Below are 26706 nucleotides of genomic sequence, written 5' to 3'. Positions count from 1 at the left end.
TCCAAAGGAGTCCAAAGGAGGTTATTTTTCATTTGGTTTAATGCGGATTTACTCGTTGCCGAATGTTATCACTGGCGTGTCTGCGCTAACCGCTGGTTGACTTTTTTGCGTTGGGTCTTCAATAACGAGAGCCGTAATTTTCTGCGAAGATGGTTTACTACTCGTCATGAGCGACATTATTCTTCCCGTTGTGGAATTCCTTCCCTCCTGCGTATCATTCTTTTTCCAACTAACCCTGGCTTCTTTTTTTCCATTGCTAAAGATTAAATTCACTTTACCATCGGTTGTCACATTGTAATTTTTTACCGAATAATTTTTTATTAAATCGGCAATTTTCTCGTATGACTCCATGCTTGGCTTTTTACTCCCATTTTTCCTGAGCAATCCAAATCTATGCTCTATATTTTGGTTGTTATCACCATCATCGCTTAAGTCATACCACCAAACTCCTTTTATATATCCCCTGGTTTTTGCAAGAAGAGTATATTTGACAACATATTGGGCTACATAGTCCTCGCTGTACCCAAATTTCCCCGCATTGGTTGGTACGCCAATTTCAGTGATGTAAATAGGGACCTCTTTGCCTACGAGCCTCTTCAATTCTTCTTGATACCCATCGATTTTTTCAATGTTTCCTTCCGGGGTAGTCAGCGATTTATCACTGGATTTAAAGCTATACGGATGTATTGATATCCCATCTATATAATTGAGCATGCCCAGCTTTATCAAGTCATCGGACCATTTTAATCCATCGTTTCCTAAAGGATCGAAGGAGCCTGCAAGCACGATAGCTCCGGGGTCTGCCCTCTTTATCGCTATAGAGGCCTGCTTGATGAGTTTGTAGTAGACCTGAGCTGGAGGAGGGGCTGGTGATTTATTATGCGTGCCGGTGCCAACACTCCACTCATTCCAGATCTCATAATACTTGACCTTTCCTTTAAATCTTTTTGCTGTCCAGTATGCATAATTTGCATAAGCTGCGATAGATTCATCGTTGCTGGCATATCCACTTTTATCATAGAGATCATTGCCATAGGCTAGAACGGCAATGGGGTTCATACCATAGTTTTTATTTGCAACTAAGAGAGACTTATCTACACGTATAAGTTTATCTACAGGTTGATAGGTGCCTTTCTGTTGTTCAACTAACCCCCAAAGGTAATCATCACGAAAGGAATTAAAACCATAGTTACTTATCAAGTTCAAATAATGATCTTGCTCTTCTGGATACCAGCGTAGGTGTGTGTTAATGCCAATCTCGAAGGCATAACCGATTTTCAGAGGCAGGGTAGCAAGAAGTGTGCCGAGTATAAATTTGAGAGAGAAGGGGGGCAGTTTCATGAACGTCATCGTCTTATCTCGCTGAGGTCAGTGTGAAAATAATAGATTGGTTTTACAGGTATTTTTACGCTTTCAAGCGCGAAAGTAACTAAGGTTATTCCTAATGTTAGCTAAGCAATCACTCGTTAACTAAATGCAGGAAAGATTAGTATCAATCTGCGCTATTAGGATTATTTTTATATTTTCTTTCTCATCTTGACATCATTGAATTTAGATACTTTCTTTGTATGTATCTACTGCTTTAACCATAGGAGTATTGAAACTGACGACTCATTGATTTTCATGCATTTTTGTTTTGCTTGTTCTTGCTTTGTTCTTCAGCGGCAAATTGCTGTCTGTAACGTTTTTTGAATGGCTTCTCTAGGAGAATACACATGTCATCTCTTGTCTCACAGCAGACTGGTGCTGCGCTTTACTATGCTGTTCTTGGTAAAGCAGCATCCGCGGCGACGTTCGATAGTGCCGGGCAACTTCTTGAAAATGGTGGAACTTCAGCGCAATATGTCGCTCAGATTCTCTCTTCCAGTGCAGGTCAGGCGTTATATAGCGGGAAGAGTACTAGCGATATTGTGAGTGCGATATATACCAACGTTTATGGCTCAGCACCTAGCGCCGGTGTTTTAGCTGCTTTGCTTGCTGGAGGGCAGCCCGCGGCAAATATCGTTGGCGGTTTAGTCAGTGATCTCTTAAATTACAATGGCTTTGATTCAACCATACTTTCTCAACAAACTGCATTTGATAATAAAATCGATGCCGTATTGTATCCTTCGGCGAATACTGCAGCCGCGGCCGGTAATGGCGCTTCTGATGTATTAGCGATCTACTATGTTCTTGGGTCCGTGCAATCAGCTGCGGGTGTCAACTATTGGGGGGCGGCAATTAATGATGGTTCCAGAACATTCTCCGTCGCCGCTCAGAGTTTTGTTAATGAGCGCAGTTATATTAACACTTTGAGTAATCAGGATTTTATTACCAAGCTCTTTACTCAAGGTTTTAAACGGCCGCCAGATAGCACCGAGTTAAATACTTACTTGACGGAACTGCAAGGCGGAGCAACGCGTGGTGATGTTATTGTTGATTTCATCAACTCGTTGCGTGGCAGTGTCAGCAGCTCTGATGCCGCCGCTAAACAGGCGTTTACACTGGCAACAACTGCTTACACCGCTGGCAGCTTGCCTGGCTTGAATTACCAGGAACAGGCTGCTGCTGTGTTCCTGGCCGTGCCGGAGCGCGGCATTGACGCCGTAGGTTTGGATAGCTGGAGCAAGTATCTGGCATCTGGCGCGGCATATACTAAGTTTATTACCAGTGCATTAGCTTCTGATGAATTCCAGCGGAAAGGCGCACAGCTGACTGGTGATAACTTTATCCAACATGTTTACACCGCTGTTCACGGTACTGCAGCTACGCCGGCTCAGCTGGCGCTTTACAGTGCTTTGGGGACTGATAAATCGGTTATTACCCAAGCCATCATTAATGACCTGCGGACTTCAACGGCTACTGACGCGGTTACTGTCACTCAGCAGCACGCATTTGAGTTTGATATCGGTACCAGCCTGTTGTACAAAACCGCGGCTAGCCTGACGACTACAGCCGCCGGTGGTAACGCTACGGGTACTGTGAACACCGGTATTTCTCATCAAATCAGCAACGCCGAAACAGCGGTACTGACGAATGTCCAACTGAACGCCAATGCCGCCAGCACCGTGAACCTGAAGTTCGCCGACCATCTGGCGAATCTGACTATCAACGGCACCAGCGCAGCAACGGTCAACCTGTCTGACAACGGCGTTAATCCAGGCGTAGATATCACCGTCAATAACGGCAACGTCATCCTGAATGCCAGTTCGGGTGCGGATGACGTAGTCGTCACATCGACGGCAAACATTGCGGCCGGCACGGCGCAGTTTAACCTTGGTGCCGGCAACGATAGCCTGCACTGGGCAGGGAACGGCGTTTCCGGCGGAGCTAACACCGTCGCCAACACCGTCAAGGCTGACGGCGGCACGGGGACGGACTCCATTTCCGCCAACTTCATCACCAAAACCGTGGTGACCAACCAAAACGCCCTGGGCATTCGTACCAGCACCGTGACCAGCAACGCCAACAACTTCTCGAACTTCGAGCAGATCGACCTGACCGGCTATATCGGCAAGTCCGTCGGTACGCTGATTACGACGTCGCTCGGTGGTTCACAGACCACCACTACCGTTACTACGCCGAACAACACCTTTGACTTTGGCTTGACCAACGGAACGTCCACGGTGGAAGGGACTAACGGCGGCACGGTTACGCAGAACGCGGCGGCCACCAATCTGGGCACGCAAGGATTTGTGATCTCCGGGTTGGCTAACGTCAACGTCATCAACGCCGCCGGCGGCAACGCTGCGCAGCTGGAAGTGAAAGGAGACGCCACTTCAGCCAGTACGCTGAACTTCACTTTCGTGCAGAACGCCACCGATCACTTCAACATCAACTTTGATGCGGTGAGTTCCGCCAACGTGAATGCTGGCGCCATCACTCTGAACAGCAGCAGCAGCCTGATTGGCGGTACTCCGTTGAGCACGGTGAACGTGGCTTCAGGCGGTACAGGTAGCTTTGACAACATTCTGTCATTGGCCGGCACCAATGCGCAGGTTCAGACCATCAACGTGACCGGTGATCACGCGCTGGATCTGACCCTGGGCAGCGGTTTCAGCAACGTGCGTGATATCAATGCGTCCACCAATACCGCTGGGCTGAATCTCGACTCCAGCCATGGCGGTACCGGTGACGGTATCATCATTCAGTTGCTGAACATTCTGCCGCTGAGCGTCATTACCACCAACCTGTTGGCGCCGGTGCTGTCGGCGTTGGGCCTGAACGGCTACCAATTGACCGTAGAAGGTTCCAGTGCTGCCGATACCCTGGGCGTGATTGGCAACACCACGCTGACCGGTGGCGCAGGTGCCAACATCTATGACATCAAGGCGAGTAACACGCAGGCGGGTGTGACCATCAAGGACTTTAGCAGCCTCAAAGACAAGATTGTCGATGTTAACCATGGCGGTCTGACTATCTCCAATGACGCCAGCGGCACGGCGGTTGCGGACTACGGCACTCGTTCCGCAGACACATTGGATGCGCTGTTGGGGACGCTGGTGGGCGGTTTGACCAACGGCGTTATCGGCCTGCTGGGCGGCATTCTCGGTCTGGACAGCAGCAACTCGCTGACGTCGAAAGTGGGTGTGGCATCCGTAGTATTCAGCGGTGGCGGTAATACTGCCAGCTCTTATGTGATTATCGACAACAACGATAACCATGCGCTGGATCTCAACGATACCGTGGTATACCTGACCGGGCAGAACCACCAGCAATTGGTGGATACTCTGCACTACGCGTAAGTAGGGGTTCCAGTGGGAAATAATTCCCATTGAAACTGTTAGCCAATAAATAATACGGGGTGTGTGAACACCCCGTATTCTTTGAATTTTGTGAACCACGTCATTATCTCTGGTTTATTCCCTTTCGTACTAAACTCGCTTTGCCCTGTCTACTATTTACCCTACTGTTTTCATTTGTTTTTTTCTGTGGTTCGTGAGGCGATTTTTTTTGCTTACGGCCTTGCTGATATCCGCTTTCTCTACCTATAGTTAGAAAAAGTATCTGCAGTCTCGAGCATGTCTGGGGTGGGGGTTCTTTAGGATTTATTTTATTTTTTCCCTTTTTAGGATTTTCCTTATAAGAGTCCAATGCGGATTTTGACTGACAGTGCACATGATGTAAGGGCAGAAAGTGAATCAATTTATACCGCGCAATGAAATTGCGGATGTTATACGGACTCGCAGTAAGGTTTTTTGGACCGTTGGCATATTTACCGCATTTATTAATCTATTAATGCTAGTTCCTTCTATCTATATGCTCCAGGTTTACGACCGGGTGCTTCCTTCTCGTAATGAAATCACGCTGTTGATGCTGACGCTGATCATGCTGGGCATGTTCGGCATGATGTCGCTGTTGGAATACGTGCGCAGCATGGTGGTGATCCGTATCGGCAGTCAGCTGGATATGCGTCTCAACACGCGAGTCTACACTGCGGCCTACGAGGCGAATCTGAAAAACGGTTCGTCTGACGCCGGCCAGATGCTGAGCGACTTGACCAATCTGCGTCAATTCCTTACCGGCAGCGCGCTGTTCGCCTTCTTTGATGCGCCGTGGTTTCCGATCTATCTGTTGGTGATATTCCTCTTTAACCCTTGGTTGGGGCTTTTCGCCCTGGTCGGTGCACTGTTGCTGATCGCATTGGCGGTGATCAACGAAATGGTGTCGAAAAAGCCGCTGGCGGAGGCCAGCAAGCTGTCGATTATGTCCGGTACGCTGGCCAGCACCAATCTGCGAAATGCCGAAGTGATCGAGGCTTTGGGGATGTTGCCTAACCTGAAACGCCGGTGGTTCGGTCTGCACCAGCGGTTTTTGAACAGTCAGCGCATCGCCAGCGAACGCGCATCGCGGGTCACATCGATCACCAAGTTTGTGCGCATGTCGCTGCAATCGCTGGTGCTGGGGCTGGGGGGCTGGCTGGCGATCGATGGGCACATTACGCCTGGTATGATGATCGCCGGCTCCATTCTGATGGGGCGAACGCTGGCGCCGATTGAGCAGGTTATTAACGTCTGGAAGAGCTACAGCGCGGCGAAGCTTTCTTATGGCCGGTTGGTCAAGCTGCTGGAAACGCACCCGCAACGTGGTACCGGTATGTCCTTGCCGCGTCCGGAAGGGGTACTCGCAGTAGAAGGCGTCACCGCCACGCCGCCGGGCTCCAAAGGCGATGCGGTATTGCATAACGTGACTTTTGCCATCCAGCCCGGTGACGTGCTGGGGATCATTGGCCCGAGCGCGTCGGGGAAATCGACGCTGGCGCGTTTGCTGGTCGGCATTTGGCCGGTCAGTGAAGGGATTGTTCGGTTGGATAATGCTGACATCTATCAGTGGAACAAGGATGAATTGGGGCCGTATATCGGCTATCTGCCGCAGGACATTGAGCTGTTTGCCGGGACTATCGCCGAGAATATCGCTCGCTTTAACGATATCGACTCAGAGAAAGTCATTGAAGCCGCTAAGCTGGCCGGTGTACACGAACTGATCCTGCGTTTCCCTAACGGCTACGATTCGGTGCTCGGCAACGGCGGCGCTGGGTTGTCCGGTGGACAGAAACAGCGTATCGGCCTGGCGCGCGCCTTGTACGGCGATCCTTCGCTGGTGGTATTGGATGAGCCTAACTCCAATCTGGATGATGCGGGCGAGAAAGCGTTGAACCAGGCGATTATGTTCCTCAAGCAACGTAATAAAACGGTGGTTCTGATTACCCATCGCACCAATTTGCTGTCGATGACCAGCAAGTTGTTGCTGTTGGTGAATGGCAACGTCAACGCGTTCGGCCCGACTCAACAAGTGCTTCAGGCGTTGGCCAATGCGCAAAAAGCCCAGACGCAACAGCCTCAGCAAGCGGTGAGGGCGGTAAATTCTGAGCCGGATGAAGGCAACATCCCAAAAACGCAAATTAATTAAGCCGTGAATTGCCTGATGGCTTTATTGCCATCCGCAGTTTAAAGGAGTTGGTATGTCGACGCATATTGGCGAGCCGCAAGACTCGTATATTGAAGAGATCCCGCAGGACGAACGGCGGTTTACCCGGATGGGCTGGCTGGTAGTGGGAATTGGTCTGTTCGGATTTCTGGCCTGGGCAGCGTTCGCCCCTCTGGATAAAGGGGTGGCATCACCGGGATCGGTAACCGTTTCCGGCAACCGCAAAACGGTGCAGGCCCCGGCCAGTGGCATCATCAAGAACATCGCGGTGAAAGACGGCGACAAGGTGAAAGCCGGTGAGGTTCTGGTGCAATTGAGCCAGGTGCAGGCACAGGCTCAGGTTGATTCGCTGCGCGATCAGTACTACACCACGCTGGCCACTGAAGGGCGTTTACTGGCTGAACGCGATGGTCTGAGCAAGGTCACTTTTTCCCCTGTTTTCACCCAGGTTAAGGATCAGCCGCGCGTGGCCGAAATCATCGCGTTGCAAACGCAGCTGTTCGCCTCTCGCCGCCAGGGGCTGCAAAGTGAAATTGACGGTTATAAGCAGTCGATGGATGGGATCCGCTTCCAGTTGAAAGGCCTGCAGGATTCGCGCGCCAACAAGCAGATCCAACTTTCCAGCCTGCGTGAGCAGATGAACAGCATGAAGCAACTGGCGGCGGACGGTTATTTGCCGCGCAACCGTTATCTGGAGGTCCAGCGCCAGTTCGCTGAGGTGAACAGCAGCATCGATGAAACCATCGGGCGGATTGGTCAATTGCAAAAGCAGCTGCAGGAATCTCAGCAGCGTATCGATCAGCGCTTCGCCGACTATCAGCGCGAGGTCAGGACGCAACTGGCGCAAACCCAAATGGACGCCAGCGAGTTCCGCAACAAGCTGCAAATGGCCGACTTCGATCTGGGCAACACCGCCATCACCTCACCGGTGGATGGCACCGTGGTCGGATTGAATATTTTCACTCAGGGGGGCGTCGTGGGAGCGGGTGACCACCTGATGGACGTTGTACCCAGCCAGGCGACGCTGGTGGTGGATTCTCGCCTGAAAGTCGATTTGATCGACAAGGTGTACAACGGGTTGCCGGTGGATCTGATGTTTACCGCCTTCAACCAAAACAAAACCCCGAAAATTCCGGGGACGGTCACGCTGGTTTCCGCCGACCGCCTGGTCGACAAAGCCAATGGAGAACCTTACTACCAGATGCAGGTCACGGTCTCGCCGGAGGGCATGAAGATGCTCAGTGGCGAGGACATCAAGCCGGGGATGCCGGTCGAGGTGTTCGTGAAAACGGGCTCACGCTCGCTGCTGAGTTATCTGTTTAAACCTATTTTGGATCGCGCTCATACTTCATTAACCGAGGAATAATTTTGATTCAATCAAAACGACAGGCTGCCGGTCTGGTTATCGGCACCCTTTTGTTTGCGATATCTGCGCCGGTTTATTCGATAGGGATTTTAGACGCATATTCGCTGGCATTAGAGAAGGACCCGACTTTCCGGGCGGCTATAAAAGAGAAAGAGGCGGGAGATGAAAACGAAAACATCGGCAGGGCGGGGCTGCTGCCGAAGGTATCGCTGAACTATCAGAATTCGCCGCGCAACTGGCAGACGCAAAAGTACCCGCAGAGCGACTTTTTCGGCAATGTTTCGGAGGTCACCCGGCGGCAGCAATATCGCAGTTATTCCAGTTCGATCACGCTGACGCAGCCGCTATTCGACTATGAAGCGTACGCGCGCTACAAAGCCGGTGTGGCACAGACGATGATGTCGGACGAGCGCTATCGCGGCAAGTTGCTGGATCTCGCTGTTAGGGTGATTAACGCCTATGTCGAAGTCGCCTATTCCAAGGATCAAATCGCGTTGGCCGAAGCGCAAAAGGCGGCTTACAAGGAACAGCTGACCTTGAACGATCGCCTGATGAGCGCGGGTGAAGGCACCATTACCGACGTATCGGAAACCCAGGCGCGCTACAGCCTGGCCGAAGCGCAGGTAATTGAAGCGCGCGACGCGCTGGACGCCGCACAGCGCGAGCTGGAAGTGATTATCGGTATGCCGCTGAACCAACTGGATGAATTGCAGGTTTTGCGGCCGGGCAAGTTCAAGGTGGCACCGCTGATCCCGTCCAGGTTCGAAGATTGGCAGAAGATCGCGCTGGAGAACAACCCGGTGCTGGCCGCGTCGCGTCATGGCGTGGATGCCGCCAAGTATGATGTCGAAAGGAATCGTGCGGGCTTTATGCCGCAGGTGCAGCTGTATGCTTCGCATTCGGAAAACGACTCCAGCAGCGATAATACGGTTAACCAGAAATACCGTACCGACAGCATCGGCGTGCAGGTCAGCATGCCTATTTATTCCGGCGGCGGCGTTTCGGCGTCGACCCGGCAGGCGGCGGCGCGCTATGGCCAGGCGATGTATGAAATGGATGCACAGACGGGCACCACGCTCAACGATCTGCGCAAGCAATACAATTTGTGCATCAGCAGCCGCGCCAAGGTAGCGGCCTATGAATTGGCGGTACAATCGGCTACTACACAGGTGACGGCGACTCGGCAGAGCGTGCTGGCCGGGCAACGCGTCAACGTCGATGTGCTCAACGCCGAACAGCAGCTCTATAGCGCCCAACGCGATCTGGCCTCCGCCAAGTACGCCTACATCAAATCATGGATCACCTTGCTGAGCGACTCCGGTACGTTGGATGAAAAAGACGTTATGCGGGTCGCGCAGTATTTTGCCCGCAGTCGTTAGCAACATATTCACTATGAGCATTAATCTGAAAGAGCAGCGCTATGCTGCTCTTTTTTCGTTAATACGTTATGTTATCGGCAGGTTGTTCCTCCTGTGTTTTTACTCGTCGGGTTTATTTCTGAACATCATTCCTGTAAAGGGCTGTAGGTTAGAGGAATTGATACTTTTAGCAAAAACGCGGCGATGGGTTGATGATCGTATGAATTTTAGAATGATGACGTCAGTGACGTGTAGCGTCTTCGTTTAGGAAAGATGGCGGAGTAAAGGGTAGATAATGTCCAAATTAATCCCTGTGGTTATGGCCGGCGGTGCTGGGAGCCGTCTGTGGCCGATGTCGCGAGAATCGTTCCCTAAACAGTTTCTTTCTATTGATGACAGTGGGATGAGCCTGCTGCAACAGACGTTACAGCGCTTGTCGGGGCTGGGCGGTATTGAAATTGCCGCTCCTTTGGTCATTTGCAATGAGGAACATCGTTTTTTGGTTGCCGAGCAATTGCGTGAAATCGGACAATTAGCGACCAATATCATTTTAGAGCCCGTAGGGCGCAATACTGCGCCGGCAGTGGCGTTAGCCGCTCATCTTGCAGCGGAAGAAGACGAAGACAGCATGCTCTTGGTGCTGGCTGCAGATCATCTGATCACGAAGGTCGATAATTTTCACGCGGCGATCCAGACGGCTATCTCGTTTGCAGGCAATAACCATCTGGTCACGTTTGGCATTATTCCGGAACATCCGGAAACCGGGTACGGCTACATCAAACGCGGCAGTCACCTGTCCAATGATTGTTTCAAGGTTGATGCATTCGTGGAAAAACCACGTTTGGAGAAAGCGGTCGAATACCTCGCCAGCGGAGATTATAGTTGGAACAGCGGTATGTTCATGTTCAAGACCGCCAAGTTCTTACAGGAATTGCGGCAGTTCAGCCCCGACATCTTTAGCACAACCCAGCAGTCTGTGGATAAGAGCCAACGCGACATGAATTTTATCCGGGTTGAGCAAGACATCTTCAAACACTGTCCAAGTGATTCCATCGACTATGCGGTGATGGAAAAAACGCGTGATGCCGTAGTGATTCCCATTGATGCCGGCTGGAGCGACGTCGGCTCTTGGTCTTCATTGTGGAACGTTTCCGAGAAAGATCCGTTGGGCAATGTCAATGTGGGTGACGTTATTTCGATCGACTCCAGTGACAATTACATCTCTTCGGAGTCTGCGTTGGTGGCAACCATTGGGTTGGAAAACCTGATCGTGGTCAACACCACTGACGCCTTGCTGATCGCTCATAAGGATAAAGTACAGGATGTAAAGAAAGTGGTTGATGAGCTTAAAAAGCGCAATCTTCATCATTTTCGCCAACATTCCACCGCCTACCGGCCCTGGGGCAAGATTTGCGACATCGACAGCGGCACGCACTTCCAGGTGAAGAAAATCATTGTGCGGCCAGGGGAGGGGTTGTCGGTGCAACGCCATCTCCACCGTGCCGAACATTGGATCGTTGTGAGTGGGACAGCAAGAGTTAACGTTGATGATCAAGAGTTCTTCTTGTCGGAAAATCAGTCTACCTTCATTCCTGCGGGCAGTGTCCATACGCTAGAAAACCCGGGAAAAATCGATTTGGAAATGATCGAGGTCAGGTCGGGGCGCTATCTGGAAGAAGATGATATTGAGCGTTTGCAAGATCGCTATGGCAGAGTTTAACAGGGTTTGGTAATGCAAAAATTGACGTGTTTTAAAGCTTATGACATCCGGGGAAAGCTGGGCGAAGAGCTGAATGAGGACATCGCGTATCGTATTGGGCGTGCCTATGGCGAGTTTTTGAAGCCCAAACGGATCGTGTTGGGCTGCGATGTGCGGTTGACCAGTGAAAGCCTGAAACTGGCGCTGGCGAAAGGTTTACAGGATTCTGGCACTGATGTGATAGACATCGGTTTAACCGGTACCGAAGAAATCTATTTCGCCACAACCTATTTAAAAACCGATGGTGGCGTGGAAGTGACCGCCAGCCATAATCCTATCGATTACAATGGCATGAAGTTAGTGCGCGAAGGCTCTCGCCCAATCAGCGGCGATACCGGGCTACGAGCGATTCAAGAACTGGCGGAGAAAAATCACTTTCAGGCGCCGGCAGCAACGCGCGGTAGCTATGTCCGCCAGGACGTATTGGGGGCTTATGTAGAGCACATACTGTCTTACGTCGACGTGAAAAACTTCAAGCCGTTGAAGCTGGTGCTCAACTCGGGCAACGGTGCGGCAGGGCATGTGATTGATGCCATCGAGGCGCAACTCAAGGCGCGGGGCGTGCCGTTGGAGTTTATCAAGGTGCATCACCAGCCGGACGGGGCTTTCCCTAACGGTATTCCCAACCCTTTGCTGCCTGAATGTCGCGCGGATACCGCCGATGCGGTGCGTGAGCATGGCGCTGATATGGGGATCGCGTTCGACGGCGATTTCGATCGCTGCTTCCTGTTCGATGAAAAAGGCGATTTCATTGAGGGTTATTACATCGTCGGCTTGCTGGCGGAAGCCTTCCTGCAGAAACAGCCGGGAGCGAAGATCATCCACGACCCGCGTCTGAGTTGGAATACCGTCGATGTGGTCACCGATGCGGGTGGCGTGCCCGTGATGTCGAAAACCGGCCATGCTTTCATTAAGGAACGCATGCGTGCGGAAGACGCCATTTATGGCGGTGAGATGAGCGCCCACCACTATTTCCGTGATTTTGCTTATTGTGACAGCGGCATGATCCCGTGGCTGTTGGTTGCCGAACTGGTCAGTGTGAAAGGACAAACTTTGGGGCAACTGGTACAGGATCGCATTGCCGCCTACCCGTCTTCCGGTGAGATCAATATCAAACTGACACAGCCGGCCGTGTCCATTGAAAGCGTCAAGCAATACTATTTGGCGCAAGCGGATGAGGTAGACTATACCGATGGCATCAGCATGTCGTTCGCAAACTGGCGTTTCAACCTGCGTTCCTCCAATACGGAACCTGTTGTGCGTCTTAATGTCGAATCGCGCGCCGATGTTGCGCTGATGCAAGCGAAGACCGACGAGATTTTGGCGTTGCTCGGTGCACAAATTTAACGATTAATACATTGAATAGTCTAGGATGAGAGCGGTTTTACCGCTCTCTCTTCATGGTACGCCCAGAAGGTTGTATGATGCGCCCGGTATCGATAAGGGCGTTTTTGTCGAATCAAGAATGTTGCGAAGTATAAGGGGGGGATATGGCAATTTTAGTTACCGGTGGTGCTGGTTACATCGGATCACACACCGTGCTATCGCTCCTGGAGCGTGGCGAGGACGTCGTGGTGTTGGATAATTTGTCCAACTCATCTGCGGAGTCATTGCAGCGGGTGGAGAAACTGTCGGGGAAAGCCGCAGAGTTCCATCAGGGAGACGTTCAGGATGCCGAATGCCTGCAGCGCATCTTTGGCGCTCATGAGATCACTGCCGTGATCCATTTCGCCGGTCTTAAGGCGGTAGGGGAGTCAACGCGCAAGCCGCTGGAGTATTATCAGAATAACGTTACCGGCACGCTGGTGTTGTTGGATGCTATGCGTCGTGCCGGCGTGCACGACTTTATCTTTAGCTCTTCTGCCACTGTCTATGGTGCCAATTCGCCGGTACCTTATGTAGAGACGACACCGATCGGCGGGACAACCAGCCCTTATGGGACATCAAAGTTGATGGTGGAGCAGATCCTGCAAGATTTCGCTAAAGCAGAGCCTCAGTTCTCGATTATCGCCTTGCGTTATTTTAATCCGGTAGGTGCTCACGAGTCCGGTTTGATTGGTGAAGATCCCAATGGCATTCCCAATAACCTGCTGCCGTACATCTCACAAGTGGCTATCGGCAAGCTGGAGAAGCTGGGTATTTTCGGTGGGGATTATCCGACAAACGATGGAACGGGAGAACGCGATTACATCCATGTCATGGACCTGGCCGAAGGCCACCTGAAGGCGATGGATCATCTGCCAAAGATCAATGGATTTAAGGCCTACAACCTTGGGGCTGGCGTAGGGCATTCGGTGCTGGCGATGGTTCAGGCGTTTGAGAAAGCGTCAGGCGTAACGATCCCTTATCAGATCTTGCCACGTCGCGATGGCGACCTGCCTGCTTTCTGGGCCAATGCCGATCTGGCTTATCAGGAGCTGGGATGGAAAGTCAGCCGAGGCATTGATGATATGATGCGCGATACTTGGAATTGGCAGCGCACTAATCCACAAGGTTACCAAAAGTAATACCTTACAGATAAGCTCCCTCTCTTTGTTAGATCATGATTGCGGTTTGCGATCGCAATCATGCATCCCACCAGGATACACATTCTTTAAATATTATAACGTATTTAACAATGCGATCGCGATTGTTACACGGGTTAAGCCCTTTTCGGGTGCTGAGTGAGCGTTCATCTCAGATAAGCCTGAAAAAGCGGATAATCTACAGGTGTTTTGATGGTTAAGGTGGTAGCATACGCAGCAAAAATATTTATTATATCCGTCCCCTATACCTGACAGGGGGGGACACGAGTATGGCTTTTTGTGCCATATGCGAGGTACAACAGTGTGGCGAGTTTTGGCCATGGATAAAATTCAAAAGCAAGATCAGTCGGTTGGTAGCTGTTGAGCCAAGGGCGGTAGCGTGATTTTTGCAGGCCTTCGTCACCGTGAGAGGTTGAGTAATCTCCTGTATTATCACTGCCAGCGAAATGCCCTTCGTTGCTGTTTGGCCTTCATCTAAGCACTGCATAAGGCAATAGTAAGCGCGATGATTGAACGTTATGTATTGGTGTGACCTAACTTAACATATTGTATTTAAAGCTTTATATATTTTTAGCGTCATAAGGACAAAAAATGTTATTACCTGTAATTATGGCAGGCGGTACTGGTAGCCGTTTATGGCCGATGTCACGAGAACTCCACCCTAAGCAGTTTTTGCGCTTGCACAGCGTAAATTCAATGCTTCAGGAAACGTTGAAACGACTCGATGGCGTGGAGATCGGTGAGCCTGTTGTAATCTGCAACGAAGACCACCGTTTTATGGTGGCTGAACAGCTGCGTCAAATTGATATGTTGTCACACAACATTATCCTGGAGCCCATTGGCAGAAATACTGCGCCAGCGATTGCTCTGGCTGCATTGAATGCTACCGCAGCAGGTAACGATCCTATCATGCTGGTATTGGCAGCAGACCATATCATCAAGGATGTGAATGTTTTCCACCAGGCGATCGAAGCAGCATTGCCTTACGCAGCGGAAAAAAGCCTGGTTACGTTTGGTATTGTGCCGACAGGTCCAGAAACTGGTTATGGTTACATCCAGCGTGGAGAGTGCTGCGATGATAAAGCGGTGGCCGCTAACGTAAAACGTTTTGTTGAGAAACCTGATCTCGCAACCGCTCAGGCTTATGTCGACTCCGGTGAATATTTTTGGAACAGTGGTATGTTCATGTTCCGTGCCAAGCGTTACCTGGAGGAACTGGAGGCATTCCGTCCCGATATCCTGGCTGCCTGTCGCCGCTCGCTGGATGATACCGAATGTGACAAAAACTTTATCAATGTCAATCGCGACGCCTTTGCGAGTTGCCCAGACGAGTCGGTCGATTATGCGGTAATGGAAAAAACACAAGATGCGGTCATGATCCCGCTGGATGCCGGTTGGAGTGATGTCGGCTCATGGTCTGCATTATGGGAAGTCAGCCAGAAAGATGGGGCTGGTAATGCATTGACCGGCGACACTTTCCTGCATAATACCCGTGATTGCTATATCAATACTGATGAAAAATTAGTTGCGGCTGTTGGCGTAGATAATCTGGTTATTGTTAACACTAAAGATGCCGTTCTCGTGGTTGATAAGTCGAAAGTTCAGGACGTTAAAAAAGTTGTTGAGTATCTGAAAAAACATAAGCGGAGTGAATATCGAAGACACCGCGAGGTTTATCGACCATGGGGTATTTGCGATATTTTGGTTGCTGAAAAGCGTTTTAATGTCAATCGTATCACCGTTAATCCCGGGGAAGCATTTTCTCTGCAAATGCACCATCACCGCACGGAACACTGGGTGGTTCTTTCTGGTACGGCTAAAGTAACAACGGGGGATAAAACGTTCTTACTTACAGAAAATCAGTCGACATTCATTCCAATTGGGGTTGTCCACCGTTTAGAAAATCCCGGAAATATTCCTTTGGAGCTGATTGAGATTCAGTCAGGCTCTTATTTAGGTGATGATGACATTATCCGTATTAAAGATCATTACGGTCGTTGCTAATTTTTGAGGTTTTAATGAGTGCCTTAACTTGTTTTAAAGCGTATGATATCCGTGGTCAACTAGGTGAAGAGCTGAATGAGGATATTGCCTATCGTATCGGCCGAGCTTATGGCGAATACCTGAAACCTCAGCGCGTTATCGTAGGTGGCGATGTACGGCTGACCAGCGAGTCTCTTAAAGTGGCTCTCGCCAACGGATTGCAGGATGCTGGTGTTGACGTATATGACATTGGTATGAGTGGCACTGAAGAAGTCTATTTTGCCACTTTCCATTTGAATATGGATGGCGGCATTGAAGTTACTGCTAGCCACAATCCAATGAATTATAATGGTATGAAACTGGTTAAAGCAAATGCTCAGCCGATTAGTGGTGATACCGGTTTATTTGCGATTAAAAAATTAGCGGAAGAAAATACGTTTCCTGCGGTAGTGAAGGATAAACGTGGTAGTTATCAACAAATATCCATTCTCACCGATTATGTAGATCATTTGCTGAAGTATATTGATGCAACAGCATTGAAGCCAATGAAGTTGGTCATTAACTCTGGAAATGGTGCTGCAGGCCATGTTATCGACGAAATAGAGCGACGTTTCCAGCAAGAAAATATTCCCGTTACCTTTGTAAAGGTTCATCATCAACCTGATGGGAATTTCCCTAACGGTATCCCTAACCCGTTATTACCTGAATGTCGGGATGACACAGCAAAAGCCGTGCTTGAGCATCAGGCGGATATGGGAATTGCTTTTGACGGTGATTTCGATCGTTGTTTCCTGTTTGATGAGAAGGGCGCTTTCATCGAGGGCTACTATATCGTTGGCCTATTGGCAGAAGCTTTCCTGCAAGCCAACCCTGGCTCCAAGATTATTCATGATCCTCGTCTGTCATGGAATACCATCGATATCGTTACCCAAGCTGGTGGCATCCCTGTTATGTCCAAAACGGGGCATGCCTTTATCAAGGAGCGCATGCGCAAAGAAGATGCTATCTATGGTGGCGAGATGAGTGCGCACCATTACTTCCGTGATTTCGCTTATTGTGACAGCGGTATGATTCCATGGCTATTGGTAGCGGGTTTACTTTCAGTTAAAGGCAGTGTGTTGAGTCAGCTAGTGAAGGATCGTATGGAAGCGTATCCAGCATCTGGTGAGATTAATCGCAAATTGCCTGATGCTAAAGCTGCCATTGAGCGTGTTTTAGGCGTTTACAAAGATGATGCCGTGGCTTTTGACATGACAGATGGTATCAGCCTTGAATTCAATGAATGGCGTTTTAATCTGCGGACATCGAATACTGAACCTGTTGTACGTTTGAATGTTGAGTCAAAAGGGGATGTTGAATTGATGCAGAAAAAAACTAAAGAGATTCTGGCGCTCTTAGGCGGAGAATAACGATGAAAGAAATGTTATTAGCCATCTATGGTTACCGGGGTTTTATTTGGAGCAGTATTAAGCGGGACTTTCAGTCCCGTTACCAAACCAGCATGTTGGGAGCTTTATGGCTGGTATTGCAGCCGTTAGCGATGATTTTGGTATATACACTGGTATTCTCAGAAGTGATGAAGGCACGGATGCCTGATAATTCAGGTCCTTTTGCCTATAGTATTTATCTTTGCTCTGGGGTGCTGACGTGGGGATTATTTACTGAAATTCTTGATAAAAGCCAAAGTGTCTTCATTACTAATGCTAACTTAATAAAAAAGCTCAGTTTCCCAAAGATTTGCTTGCCGGTCATTGTGACCGCGTCTGCGATTTTAAACTTCGCCATTATATTTAGCCTGTTTTTAATTTTTCTTGTTTTTACCGGAAACTTTCCCGGGGTTTTATTCTTCTCCGTCTTACCCGTTTTGGCTCTGCAAGTTCTGTTCACCGTCGGTCTGGGTATGACATTGGGCGTGATGAACGTTTTCTTCCGGGACGTTGGGCAGTTTGTTGGCGTATTATTGCAATTCTGGTTCTGGTTCACACCCATCGTTTATGTATTAAATTCGCTGCCTGAATGGGCCAGAACATCGCTGATGTACAATCCAATGGCCCGAGTTATGCAAGCATACCAGTCAATATTTGCATACCAACAGCAACCTAACTGGTACTCATTATGGCCAGTATTGGTTCTGGCCATAATTTTCTGTGCGTTTGGTATGAGATTATTCAGGAAACACGCTGCAGATATGGTGGACGAGTTATAATGAGTTACATAAAAGTACATAATGTTGGCAAGGCATACAAACAGTATGCCTCTAAGACAGGGCGTCTGCTTGAGTGGATTTCGCCATTTAATACCGTCAAACATAAACTAAAATGGATCCTGCAGAACATCAGTTTTCATGTTGAGCCTGGTGAGGCGTTAGGCATTATTGGTATTAACGGCGCCGGTAAAAGTACATTACTGAAATTGATTACTGGCACAGCGAAACCAACCTGTGGCGAAATTGCTCTCGACGGTCGAGTTGCGGCATTATTGGAGCTCGGCATGGGCTTTCACTCGGATTTTACCGGGCGCCAAAACGTTTATATGTCAGGGCAACTGCTGGGTATGTCCGTCGAAAAAATTACGGAACTTATGCCGGAAATCGAGGCGTTCGCTGAGATCGGTGATTATATCGATCAACCGGTTCGTGTTTACTCAAGCGGTATGCAAGTTCGATTGGCATTTAGCGTTGCAACAGCGATTCGCCCGGATATTTTGATTGTTGATGAGGCCTTATCTGTTGGTGACGCTTATTTTCAGCATAAGAGTTTCGAGCGGATACGTGAGTTTCGCAAGCTAGGAACCACCCTCTTGCTCGTGTCACATGACAAACAAGCGATCCAAAGCATATGTGATAGAGCTATTTTGCTTAACAAAGGCAGAGTAGAAATGGAGGGTGAGCCTGAAGCAGTAATGGATTACTATAATGCCCTACTCGCTGATAAGCAAAATGTGTCGATTCGTCAGGTTGAAAATAATGGAAAATTGCAGACGCTCTCTGGCTCAGGCGAGGCAACTATTACCGATATTAGTCTTCTTAGTACCGAAGGTGAAAGTATTGAGGTGGTAGCGGTAGGGCAACCTGTCAAGCTTCAGGTGAAGGTGCATGTCAATGAGGCTGTTCCTGAACTTGTCGTGGGATATTTGATTAAAGACCGATTGGGACAGCCGGTTTTTGGTACCAATACTCATCACCTGAAACAGCCATTATTCGATTTGAAAGAGAATGAATCGAGAACCTTTTCATTTGCGTTCTCTGCCAATTTGGGGGTTGGGTCTTACTCGGTTGCCGTAGCGTTACATACGGCAGGAACTCATGTTGGAAAAAATTACGAATGGCGCGATCTGGCGGTTGTTTTCAACGTTGTTAATTCAAACGAGAAAGATTTTATTGGAGTAGCTTGGTTGCCCCCTAAGTTGGAGATTTTTGAATGAGTGGTAATTTTTATCGCGTTTTTGAGGAAAAACATCGGGGGAGCGTGCAAGATATCAAACAACGCTTATCTGTATATCTTCCTTTTATTATGGCGTTGGCAAAAATTTACCCTTCAGCTGAAGTTGTCGATGTTGGCTGTGGGCGTGGAGAATGGCTCGAGATCTTACGAGATAATGCTATTCCTGCCATGGGGGTTGATCTCGATGATGGTATGCTCGAGCGTGCTTTGCAGGTTGGGCTGAACGTGAAGAAAATGGACTGCCTGGATTTCCTCCAGCAGCAGGAGGACGGCAGTCTACTGGCCATCACCGGTTTTCATATCGCAGAACATCTGCCCTTCGAGTTTTTACAGTCTTTGGTGAAAGAGGCGTTGCGGGTGCTTAAACCCGGCGGTTTGCTGATTCTTGAGACGCCAAACCCCGAAAATGTAAGCGTTGGAACCTGTTCTTTTTATATGGATCCGACGCACAACCATCCGCTGCCTCCAGCGTTGCTCGAATTCATTCCGAACTATTACGGTTTTCTGAGAACTAAAATACTGCGTTTGCAGGAAAAAGCGGCACTGAGAGACGAAGAGACATCGGTATATTTGGTCGATGTGTTGAAAGGTGTCAGCCCAGACTATAGCATGATTGCCCAAAAAGAGGGTGAGGCATCGATTGTCGGTGAGTTGGACGCCTATTTTGATAAAGAATATGGGGTTACTCTCGACGGCTTAAGCGATCGCTATGACCTACGCTTGAATAACGAGTTTAAGCGAATGAACACGGCGTTGCGTGCGCAGACAGTGAAGTTCCACGAAGTGAGTAACCAATTGGAGCGTTTTCAGCACCAATTGGACAAGTCACATCAAGAGCTGATGGCTGTACATGCTAATAATCAAAGCCTACAGCAGCAGCTCATTGACGTGCATGCTAACAATCAGAGTCTGCAACAACAGCTTTTTGATGCGCATACCAGCAATTCCTGGCGTGTGACCTCCCCATTGCGTTGGGTTTCATATCAATTTAAAGCGGTGCGTGAGCAAGGCGTTAAAACTCGAGCTCGCAAAGCAGCCAAAAAGGTTTTGAGAAAGGGAATAAATACGGCTCTGGCTTTATTCCATGAACATCCTAAATTCAAAGCATTCATTCTTTCCAGCGCTAGAAAGCTGGGTGCTTACCGATTTCTGCAATCTGTTTTCAGACGGGTTTTAATTTCCGCGCCTGACTATCACGCCGATCTTATGGCGAATGAACGTCATGTTGTGTATAAGGAAAATATGACGAGCAGAGCTATCGATATATATGAGCAGCTAAAGAGAATAAATAATAAGAAACACGGGGATTCATAATGCGTATTGTTATTGACCTGCAAGGAGCACAAACGGAAAGCCGTTTTCGGGGTATTGGCCGTTATACTCTTTCGATTGCAAAGGCAATCATCCGTAATAACAGTCAACACGAAATTTTTATTGCTTTGTCTGCGCTGTTTCCCGAAACCATCGCTGAACTTAAAGCGCAATTTGCTCGCTTAGTGCCGGCCGAAAATATCGTTATCTGGTATGCGCCTGGCCCTGTCAGAGCGATGGATAGAAACAATGCTTGGCGCAGTGAGTGCGCGGAATATGTGCGTGAAGCCTTCTTACATAATCTTAAACCTGATGTCGTTTTTATAACCAGTTTGTTCGAAGGGCATGTAGATAATGCGGTGACGTCGATCGCTAAATTAACGCCAAAAACTAAAGTGGCGGTGTTGCATCACGATCTAATCCCTTTGGTACAAGCGGATGTTTACCTGCAAGATGACGTTTATAAAGATTATTATTTAAAGAAAATCAATTGGTTGAAGAACGCGGATCTGCTGCTGACCAACTCGGACTATACTTCTTCGGAGGTGATTGAGTGGTTGGATATTCCCGAAAGCAAAGTATGCACGATTTCGGCGGCGACCGAAGAACATTTTGATATCAGCGAGATTTCCGCTAATAATTTTTCTGAATTAAAAGAGAAATATGGCATTACCCGTGATGTCGTACTTTATGCTCCTGGCGGTTTTGACTCCCGTAAAAACTTCAAGAGGTTAATTGAGGCTTACAGCAAATTAACGCCTGAATTGCGTGAAAAAAATCAACTGGTTATCGTTAGTAAGCTATCGGACAGCGATCGCAGTTATCTGCATTCCATCGCGCGTAATCAACAACTGCGTGATGACGAGATGGTTCTGACTGGATATGTATCGGAACAGGATCTGGTCGTGTTTTATCAGTTGGCCAAGTTGTTTGTCTTTGCTTCGTTGCATGAAGGCTTTGGATTACCGATTCTGGAGGCCATGACGTGCGGTGCGGCGACAATCGGTTCTAACGTCACCAGTATCCCGGAAGTGATCGGTTATGCCGATGCGCTGTTTGATCCCTATTCTGTTGAGTCAATAAGAGACAAGCTTCAACAGGCTTTAAGCGATGACGTTTTCCTCGCTCAATTAAAGAAACACGCTTTGGAGCAATCCGCCAAGTTTTCGTGGGATAAGGCGGGAACTATCGCCTTGTCTCGTTTTGAGCGGTTAGTTGCTGAGGCCGGAGATGTGGAGTTTGAATCGGTAACGTCATCGCAATTGATCTCCGCCGTTTCCTCGATCAAATGTCGTGAAGAGCCTTCGGATAACGATCTGCGGTCAACCGCTGAGGCGATGGATAGAAATGCCAAAAGACTCGAGTTGCAAGGCATTGCGCTAGAGTCTCTCTCTTGGCGCGTTGAAGGACCTTTTGACAGCTCCTATAGCCTGGCTTTGGTAAATCGAGAATTCGCGCGAGCACTCAGTCGCGACAATGTTGACGTTCTGCTGCATTCAACGGAAGGGCCTGGCGACTTTGCTCCAAATGAAACCTTCCTGAGTGATGAAAGTAATGCGGATTTGAAGGCATTCCATTCGCGTTTGCAGCAGCGGAGTGAGCAGCAGGTTAATGTATTGAGCCGCAATATCTATCCGCCACGTGTCAGCAACATGGCTGCGGATGTGAAGCTTTTGCATTGCTATGCATGGGAAGAAAGTGGCTTTCCACAAGGTTGGATCAATAATTTCAACCGTGAATTGGATGCGATCCTTTGCACTTCAGAACATGTGCGCAAAGTATTGATTGATAATGGTACTAAAGTTCCCGTTTTTAATGTCGGGAATGGTTGCGAGCACTGGGAGCGGATTCAGTCAGCCAATCCTCCGCAACTGAATGCCAAGGCATTCAAATTCCTGCATGTTTCTTCGTGCTTCCCGCGGAAGGGGGTTCAGGCGATGCTGGCGGCCTATGGCGCCGCTTTTACCGGAGAGGATGATGTTTCCCTGGTCATCAAAACTTTCCCTAACCCGCACAATGAAATTCAGGCATGGCTAACGCAAGCTCAGAAGCGGCACGTCAATTATCCCCATGTCATTATTATCGAACAAGATATGCCGGAACAAGAGCTGAAAGCGCTCTATGAACAGTGTGATGTCTTGGTGGCGGCAAGCTGTGCTGAAGGATTTGGTTTGCCGATTGCGGAGGCGATGTTGAGCGGTTTACCCGCTATCACCACTGGTTGGAGCGGGCAGCTTGATTTTTGCACGCAGGAAAATTCATGGCTGGTTGATTATCGTTTTGAACGCGCGAAGACCCATTTTGGCCTGTTTTCTTCATCATGGGTGCATGCCGATATTGATAAACTGGCCGAGGCGATGGCGCAGGCGGCGGCGACTGACAAAAAGCAACTATCGGCAATGGCAGCAAAAGGGCGTGAACTGATACTTAGTCAGTTTACCTGGAGCTCGGTTGCGCAGCGATCAAAGGCTGCGGTAGGCGAATTGCGTAAGCATTTTGACGTCGCTCAAGTGGAACCCCGCATTGGCTGGCTCTCGACGTGGAATACCAAATGCGGCATCGCCACCTATTCCCAACATTTGGTAGCTGACATGCCCAGCGACCAAATTGTGATTTTTGCACCGACAGCAAATGATCTGGTACACGCGGACGAAGGTAACGTTCTGAGGAGTTGGGTTGTTGGAAAAGAAGACAATTACCTTGATGCTTTAGATACTCAAATTGAAACCCTGAATCTGAACACCTTGGTCATCCAGTTTAACTATGGATTCTTTAACCACCGCGAGTTATCGGCCTTTATCAAAAGGCATCACCAGGCGGGACGGGTTATCGTTATGGCCATGCATTCGACGGTTGATCCGATCGAAAAAGAGCCGTATTGGAATTTCCGTTTATCAGAAATGACTGACGCGTTGAAAATGTGTGACCGTTTGCTGGTTCATTCTATTGCTGATATCAACCGCCTGAAGTTGCTTGGATTAGTCAATAATGTAACTCTGTTCCCACATGGCGTGATTAACTATCCCGCTCTGGCATCGACTGCTCATCGCAATCTGCCGCCTTTGGTTGCCAGCTATGGTTTTTGCCTGCCGCATAAAGGGTTGAAGGAACTTATCGAAGCCGTGGCCTATTTGAAAAAAGCGGGGAACCCTATTCGACTAAGGTTGGTCAATGCGGAATACCCCGTCAGTGAATCCACCGCTTTGGTTCGTGAGCTTAAAGAGACTGCGGCTAATTTGAAGGTTGAAGATCTGGTAGAGATGCATAACGATTTTCTTGATGATAAAGAAAGCTTACGTCTGCTCTCTGACGCCGATCTGCTGGTTTTCGCGTATCAAAATACCGGCGAATCGGCCAGTGGTGCCGTTCGCTACGGCATGGCGACGCATAAACCTGTGGCAGTGACGCCGCTCGCTATTTTTGATGATCTTGGTGACGCTGTCTTCAAATTGAAGGGAACCTCCGTAGTGGATGTTGCTGAAGGTATTGCAGATATTATTTCTGAGATTGTTAAAAACTCTTCGAGTGCAGTTGAAACGCAACGACGTGCTGATGCGTGGTGCGAGCAGCATGATTATCATGCCGTTGCCAGACGGCTAGAAAACATGTGTGCGGGCTTGTTAAGAGCAAAACATTTCAAATAACCTCCTCTAGCTATAGCCTTATTCAATGCAGTAGGTGTGATTTCTACTACTGCATTGAATCTACTATGTTGAAAGCATAGATATTCTATGGAATGTGACTTTAGATGAAAATAATTCTTTCCGTTGAGCCTATCAAGTTCCCGTTGACTGGCATAGGGCGTTATACCTATGAGTTGGCAAAAGGCTTGCAAAGCCACAACGAAATTGAAGAACTAAATTTTTTCTCCGGTACCCGTTTTTTATCTAACATACCTACGGCAAAAAATACATCTGATAGTAGTCACTGGTTGAAAAAAATTGTGCAGAGCAATTCATTGGCTATTGAGACCTACAGATTGCTTATGCCACAACTAAAAAAGAAGGCGCTGCGTGGCTACGAACGTTGCCTTTTTCATGGACCTAATTATTTCCTCCCTCCTTTTGACGGCCCTGCAGTGGCAACGTTTCATGATCTTTCTCCTTTTAAATGGGAGCACTGTTTCGATCCTAAAAGGAATCGTTATACCAAGAAAGAAATGATGAAAGCATTGTCGAGGGCGAATGGTCTCATCACGGTCTCGAACTATATTCGTAAAGAGATTCATGAATATTTCGATTATCCAATTGAGAAAATCCACACGGTTCATCTGGCAAGCTCGCCTGATTTTTACCCTCGTCAGGTAGAACACGTATCTGGAGTTTTAAAAAAATTTGATTTAAGCTATAAAGCCTTCACCTTATTCGTTGGTACCATTGAGCCGAGGAAGAATATTCTTTCCCTTATTCATGCTTATAGAAAACTACCTGACGGATTGCGTGCCCGTTATCCATTAGTCCTCTCCGGCTATAAGGGATGGCGCAATGATGACATTATGCAGGAAATAGAGCGAGGACAGCGTGAGGGATGGCTTAAGTATCTGGGATTTGCGGCTGCAGAAGAATTGCCATTATTGTACTCTGCAGCCAGGCTGTTTGTTTTCCCATCACACTATGAAGGCTTTGGGCTTCCGGTATTGGAAGCGATGAGCTCGGGAACTCCGGTGATTTGTTCCAACAGTTCATCTTTGCCGGAAATCGCAGGTGATGCGGCATTAACTCACTCTCCTGAGGATGTCAGCTTATTAACGCAGCTTATTATCAGAGGGCTGACAGATGAAGCGTGGAGAAAGGATGCAATTGCATTAGGTTTGTCACATGCAGCAACGTTTTCCTGGAAAAATTGCACTAGCCAAACTTTAAACGTTTATCAAAAATTGACTAATAATGATTAAAGTACTCCATTTTTATAAAACCTATTATCCTGACTCATTTGGCGGCATTGAGCAAGTGATATACCAACTCGCTGAAGGTGGTGTAGAGAAGGGTATATCGACGGATGTTTTGTCCGTAACGCCTGCAGATAAGGATAGTTGCGAAACTATTTCACAGCATACAGCTCATAAAGTCAGACAAGATTTCAGCATTGCATCTAACCCATTTTCATTTCGCGTCATAAAGAAATTTAAAGAGCTCAGCGAGCAAGCGGATATCATCCACTATCATTTCCCATGGCCATACATGGATCTTGTACACTTCCTCTCGGGAGTGAATAAGCCGACAGTGGTTAGTTATCACTCTGATATTATCAGGCAAAAAAACCTTCTTAGGTTATATAAGCCACTGATGCACCTGTTCTTGCGTAAAATAGATTGCATCGTAGCAACATCACCGAACTATGTGGCCACCAGTGACGTATTGGAAACGTTCAAAAATAAAGTCTCTGTGATTCCGATAGGTCTGGATAAAGAGACATATCCGGTGCCAGAACCGAGCCGCTTGGAAAAATGGCAGCGTCAGCTCGGCCAACCATTTTTCTTATTTATTGGCACGTTACGCTATTATAAAGGATTACATATACTGCTAGAGGCGGCTATCGGTGCAAACTATCCTATCGTGATCGTAGGGGCCGGGCCGATCGAAAGTGAATTACGTGAGCAGGCTCAGAACTTGGGACTGAAAAACGTTCATTTTCTTGGCGCATTGCCGGATGAGGATAAATCGGCACTACTGACGCTGAGCTATGGTATTGTATTTCCGTCACATTTGCGCTCGGAAGCGTTTGGCATTTCGCTACTGGAAGGTGCCATGTACCGAAAACCCATGATTTCAAGTGAAATAGGGACAGGGACTACCTTTATCAACGTCAATGATCAGACGGGACTGGTGATCCCTCCATCGGATCCTTCGGCATTGAGAAAGGCAATGGATAAGCTTTGGGAGAACCCCAAGTTGGCGGAGACATTCGGTAATAAGGCGTATGAACGCTACGAAGAGATGTTCACCTCCAAACAAATGGTCGAGGCATACGCGAAAATCTACGAATCCCTGCTGGGAAGGCATAATAAGCCCGATTGAATGGTCTGGCAGGTTACTGAAAATTTAGACGAGTTATG

The 26706-nt window shown here is 48.5% G+C and carries 16 protein-coding genes; 15 read left to right on the top strand and 1 reads right to left on the bottom strand.

Annotated features, from left to right (window positions below):
* Positions 1-48: 48 nt before the first annotated feature.
* Positions 49-1350, bottom strand: coding sequence for a cellulase family glycosylhydrolase (locus MMS95_RS19315; protein ID WP_242142090.1), 1302 nt, complete (start codon positions 1348-1350; stop codon positions 49-51).
* Between the two features lie 365 nt (positions 1351-1715).
* Between MMS95_RS19315 and MMS95_RS19310 the strand changes: the two genes are divergently transcribed.
* The 15 genes from MMS95_RS19310 to MMS95_RS19240 all read left to right on the top strand — a co-directional run bounded on the left by MMS95_RS19310 (position 1716) and on the right by MMS95_RS19240 (position 26668).
* Positions 1716-4724, top strand: coding sequence for a DUF4214 domain-containing protein (locus tag MMS95_RS19310; protein ID WP_156865398.1), 3009 nt, complete (start codon positions 1716-1718; stop codon positions 4722-4724).
* A gap of 391 nt (positions 4725-5115) precedes the next feature.
* On the top strand, positions 5116-6888 hold the full coding sequence (locus tag MMS95_RS19305; protein ID WP_028127960.1) for a type I secretion system permease/ATPase: 1773 nt from the start codon (positions 5116-5118) through the stop codon (positions 6886-6888).
* Positions 6889-6940: 52 nt separating this feature from the next.
* Positions 6941-8272 carry an HlyD family type I secretion periplasmic adaptor subunit gene (locus MMS95_RS19300; protein ID WP_004938859.1) on the top strand — a complete coding sequence of 444 codons (1332 nt, stop codon included), beginning with the start codon at positions 6941-6943 and terminating at the stop codon, positions 8270-8272.
* Between the two features lie 2 nt (positions 8273-8274).
* A complete protein-coding gene (locus tag MMS95_RS19295) occupies positions 8275-9651 on the top strand; it encodes a TolC family outer membrane protein (RefSeq protein ID WP_033633507.1) in 1377 nt (458 codons plus the stop codon).
* Positions 9652-9925: 274 nt separating this feature from the next.
* The gene (locus MMS95_RS19290; protein WP_139792490.1) at positions 9926-11350 is read left to right on the top strand and encodes a mannose-1-phosphate guanylyltransferase/mannose-6-phosphate isomerase; all 1425 of its coding nucleotides are present in this window, start codon (positions 9926-9928) and stop codon (positions 11348-11350) included.
* 12 nt (positions 11351-11362) lie between these two features.
* The gene (cpsG, locus tag MMS95_RS19285; RefSeq protein WP_033633505.1) at positions 11363-12736 is read left to right on the top strand and encodes a phosphomannomutase CpsG; all 1374 of its coding nucleotides are present in this window, start codon (positions 11363-11365) and stop codon (positions 12734-12736) included.
* A gap of 143 nt (positions 12737-12879) precedes the next feature.
* Complete coding sequence (gene galE / locus MMS95_RS19280) at positions 12880-13896, top strand: UDP-glucose 4-epimerase GalE (protein ID WP_015377241.1); 1017 nt, start codon at positions 12880-12882, stop codon at positions 13894-13896.
* A gap of 609 nt (positions 13897-14505) precedes the next feature.
* Positions 14506-15918 (top strand): mannose-1-phosphate guanylyltransferase/mannose-6-phosphate isomerase, encoded by a 1413-nt coding sequence (locus tag MMS95_RS19275; protein ID WP_015377242.1) that lies wholly within the window; start codon positions 14506-14508, stop codon positions 15916-15918.
* A 14-nt stretch (positions 15919-15932) separates the two neighbouring features.
* Positions 15933-17306, top strand: coding sequence for a phosphomannomutase CpsG (gene cpsG / locus MMS95_RS19270; protein WP_025302181.1), 1374 nt, complete (start codon positions 15933-15935; stop codon positions 17304-17306).
* Positions 17307-17308: 2 nt separating this feature from the next.
* A complete protein-coding gene (locus MMS95_RS19265) occupies positions 17309-18103 on the top strand; it encodes an ABC transporter permease (protein ID WP_015377244.1) in 795 nt (264 codons plus the stop codon).
* Positions 18103-19320, top strand: coding sequence for an ABC transporter ATP-binding protein (locus MMS95_RS19260; protein WP_242142088.1), 1218 nt, complete (start codon positions 18103-18105; stop codon positions 19318-19320). Before MMS95_RS19265 ends, MMS95_RS19260 begins: the two co-directional genes overlap by 1 nt.
* Entirely contained in the window at positions 19317-20654 is a 1338-nt protein-coding gene (locus tag MMS95_RS19255; protein WP_033633503.1) for a class I SAM-dependent methyltransferase, read from the top strand. Before MMS95_RS19260 ends, MMS95_RS19255 begins: the two co-directional genes overlap by 4 nt.
* Entirely contained in the window at positions 20654-24295 is a 3642-nt protein-coding gene (locus tag MMS95_RS19250) for a glycosyltransferase (protein WP_025302184.1), read from the top strand. The genes MMS95_RS19255 and MMS95_RS19250 overlap by 1 nt, the downstream gene beginning before the upstream one ends.
* Positions 24296-24399: 104 nt before the next feature.
* Positions 24400-25545, top strand: a complete 1146-nt coding sequence (locus MMS95_RS19245) for a glycosyltransferase family 1 protein (protein WP_071826104.1) — start codon at positions 24400-24402, stop codon at positions 25543-25545.
* A complete protein-coding gene (locus MMS95_RS19240; protein WP_021504313.1) occupies positions 25538-26668 on the top strand; it encodes a glycosyltransferase family 4 protein in 1131 nt (376 codons plus the stop codon). Before MMS95_RS19245 ends, MMS95_RS19240 begins: the two co-directional genes overlap by 8 nt.
* Positions 26669-26706 lie beyond the last annotated feature (38 nt).

Origin of the sequence: Serratia sp. PGPR-27 (assembly GCF_022678525.1) — a bacterium.
GTDB classification, from domain to species: domain Bacteria; phylum Pseudomonadota; class Gammaproteobacteria; order Enterobacterales; family Enterobacteriaceae; genus Serratia; species Serratia nematodiphila.
The sequence above is the reverse complement of the archived record's forward strand: the minus strand, read 5'-3'. Positions and strand labels throughout refer to the sequence as shown.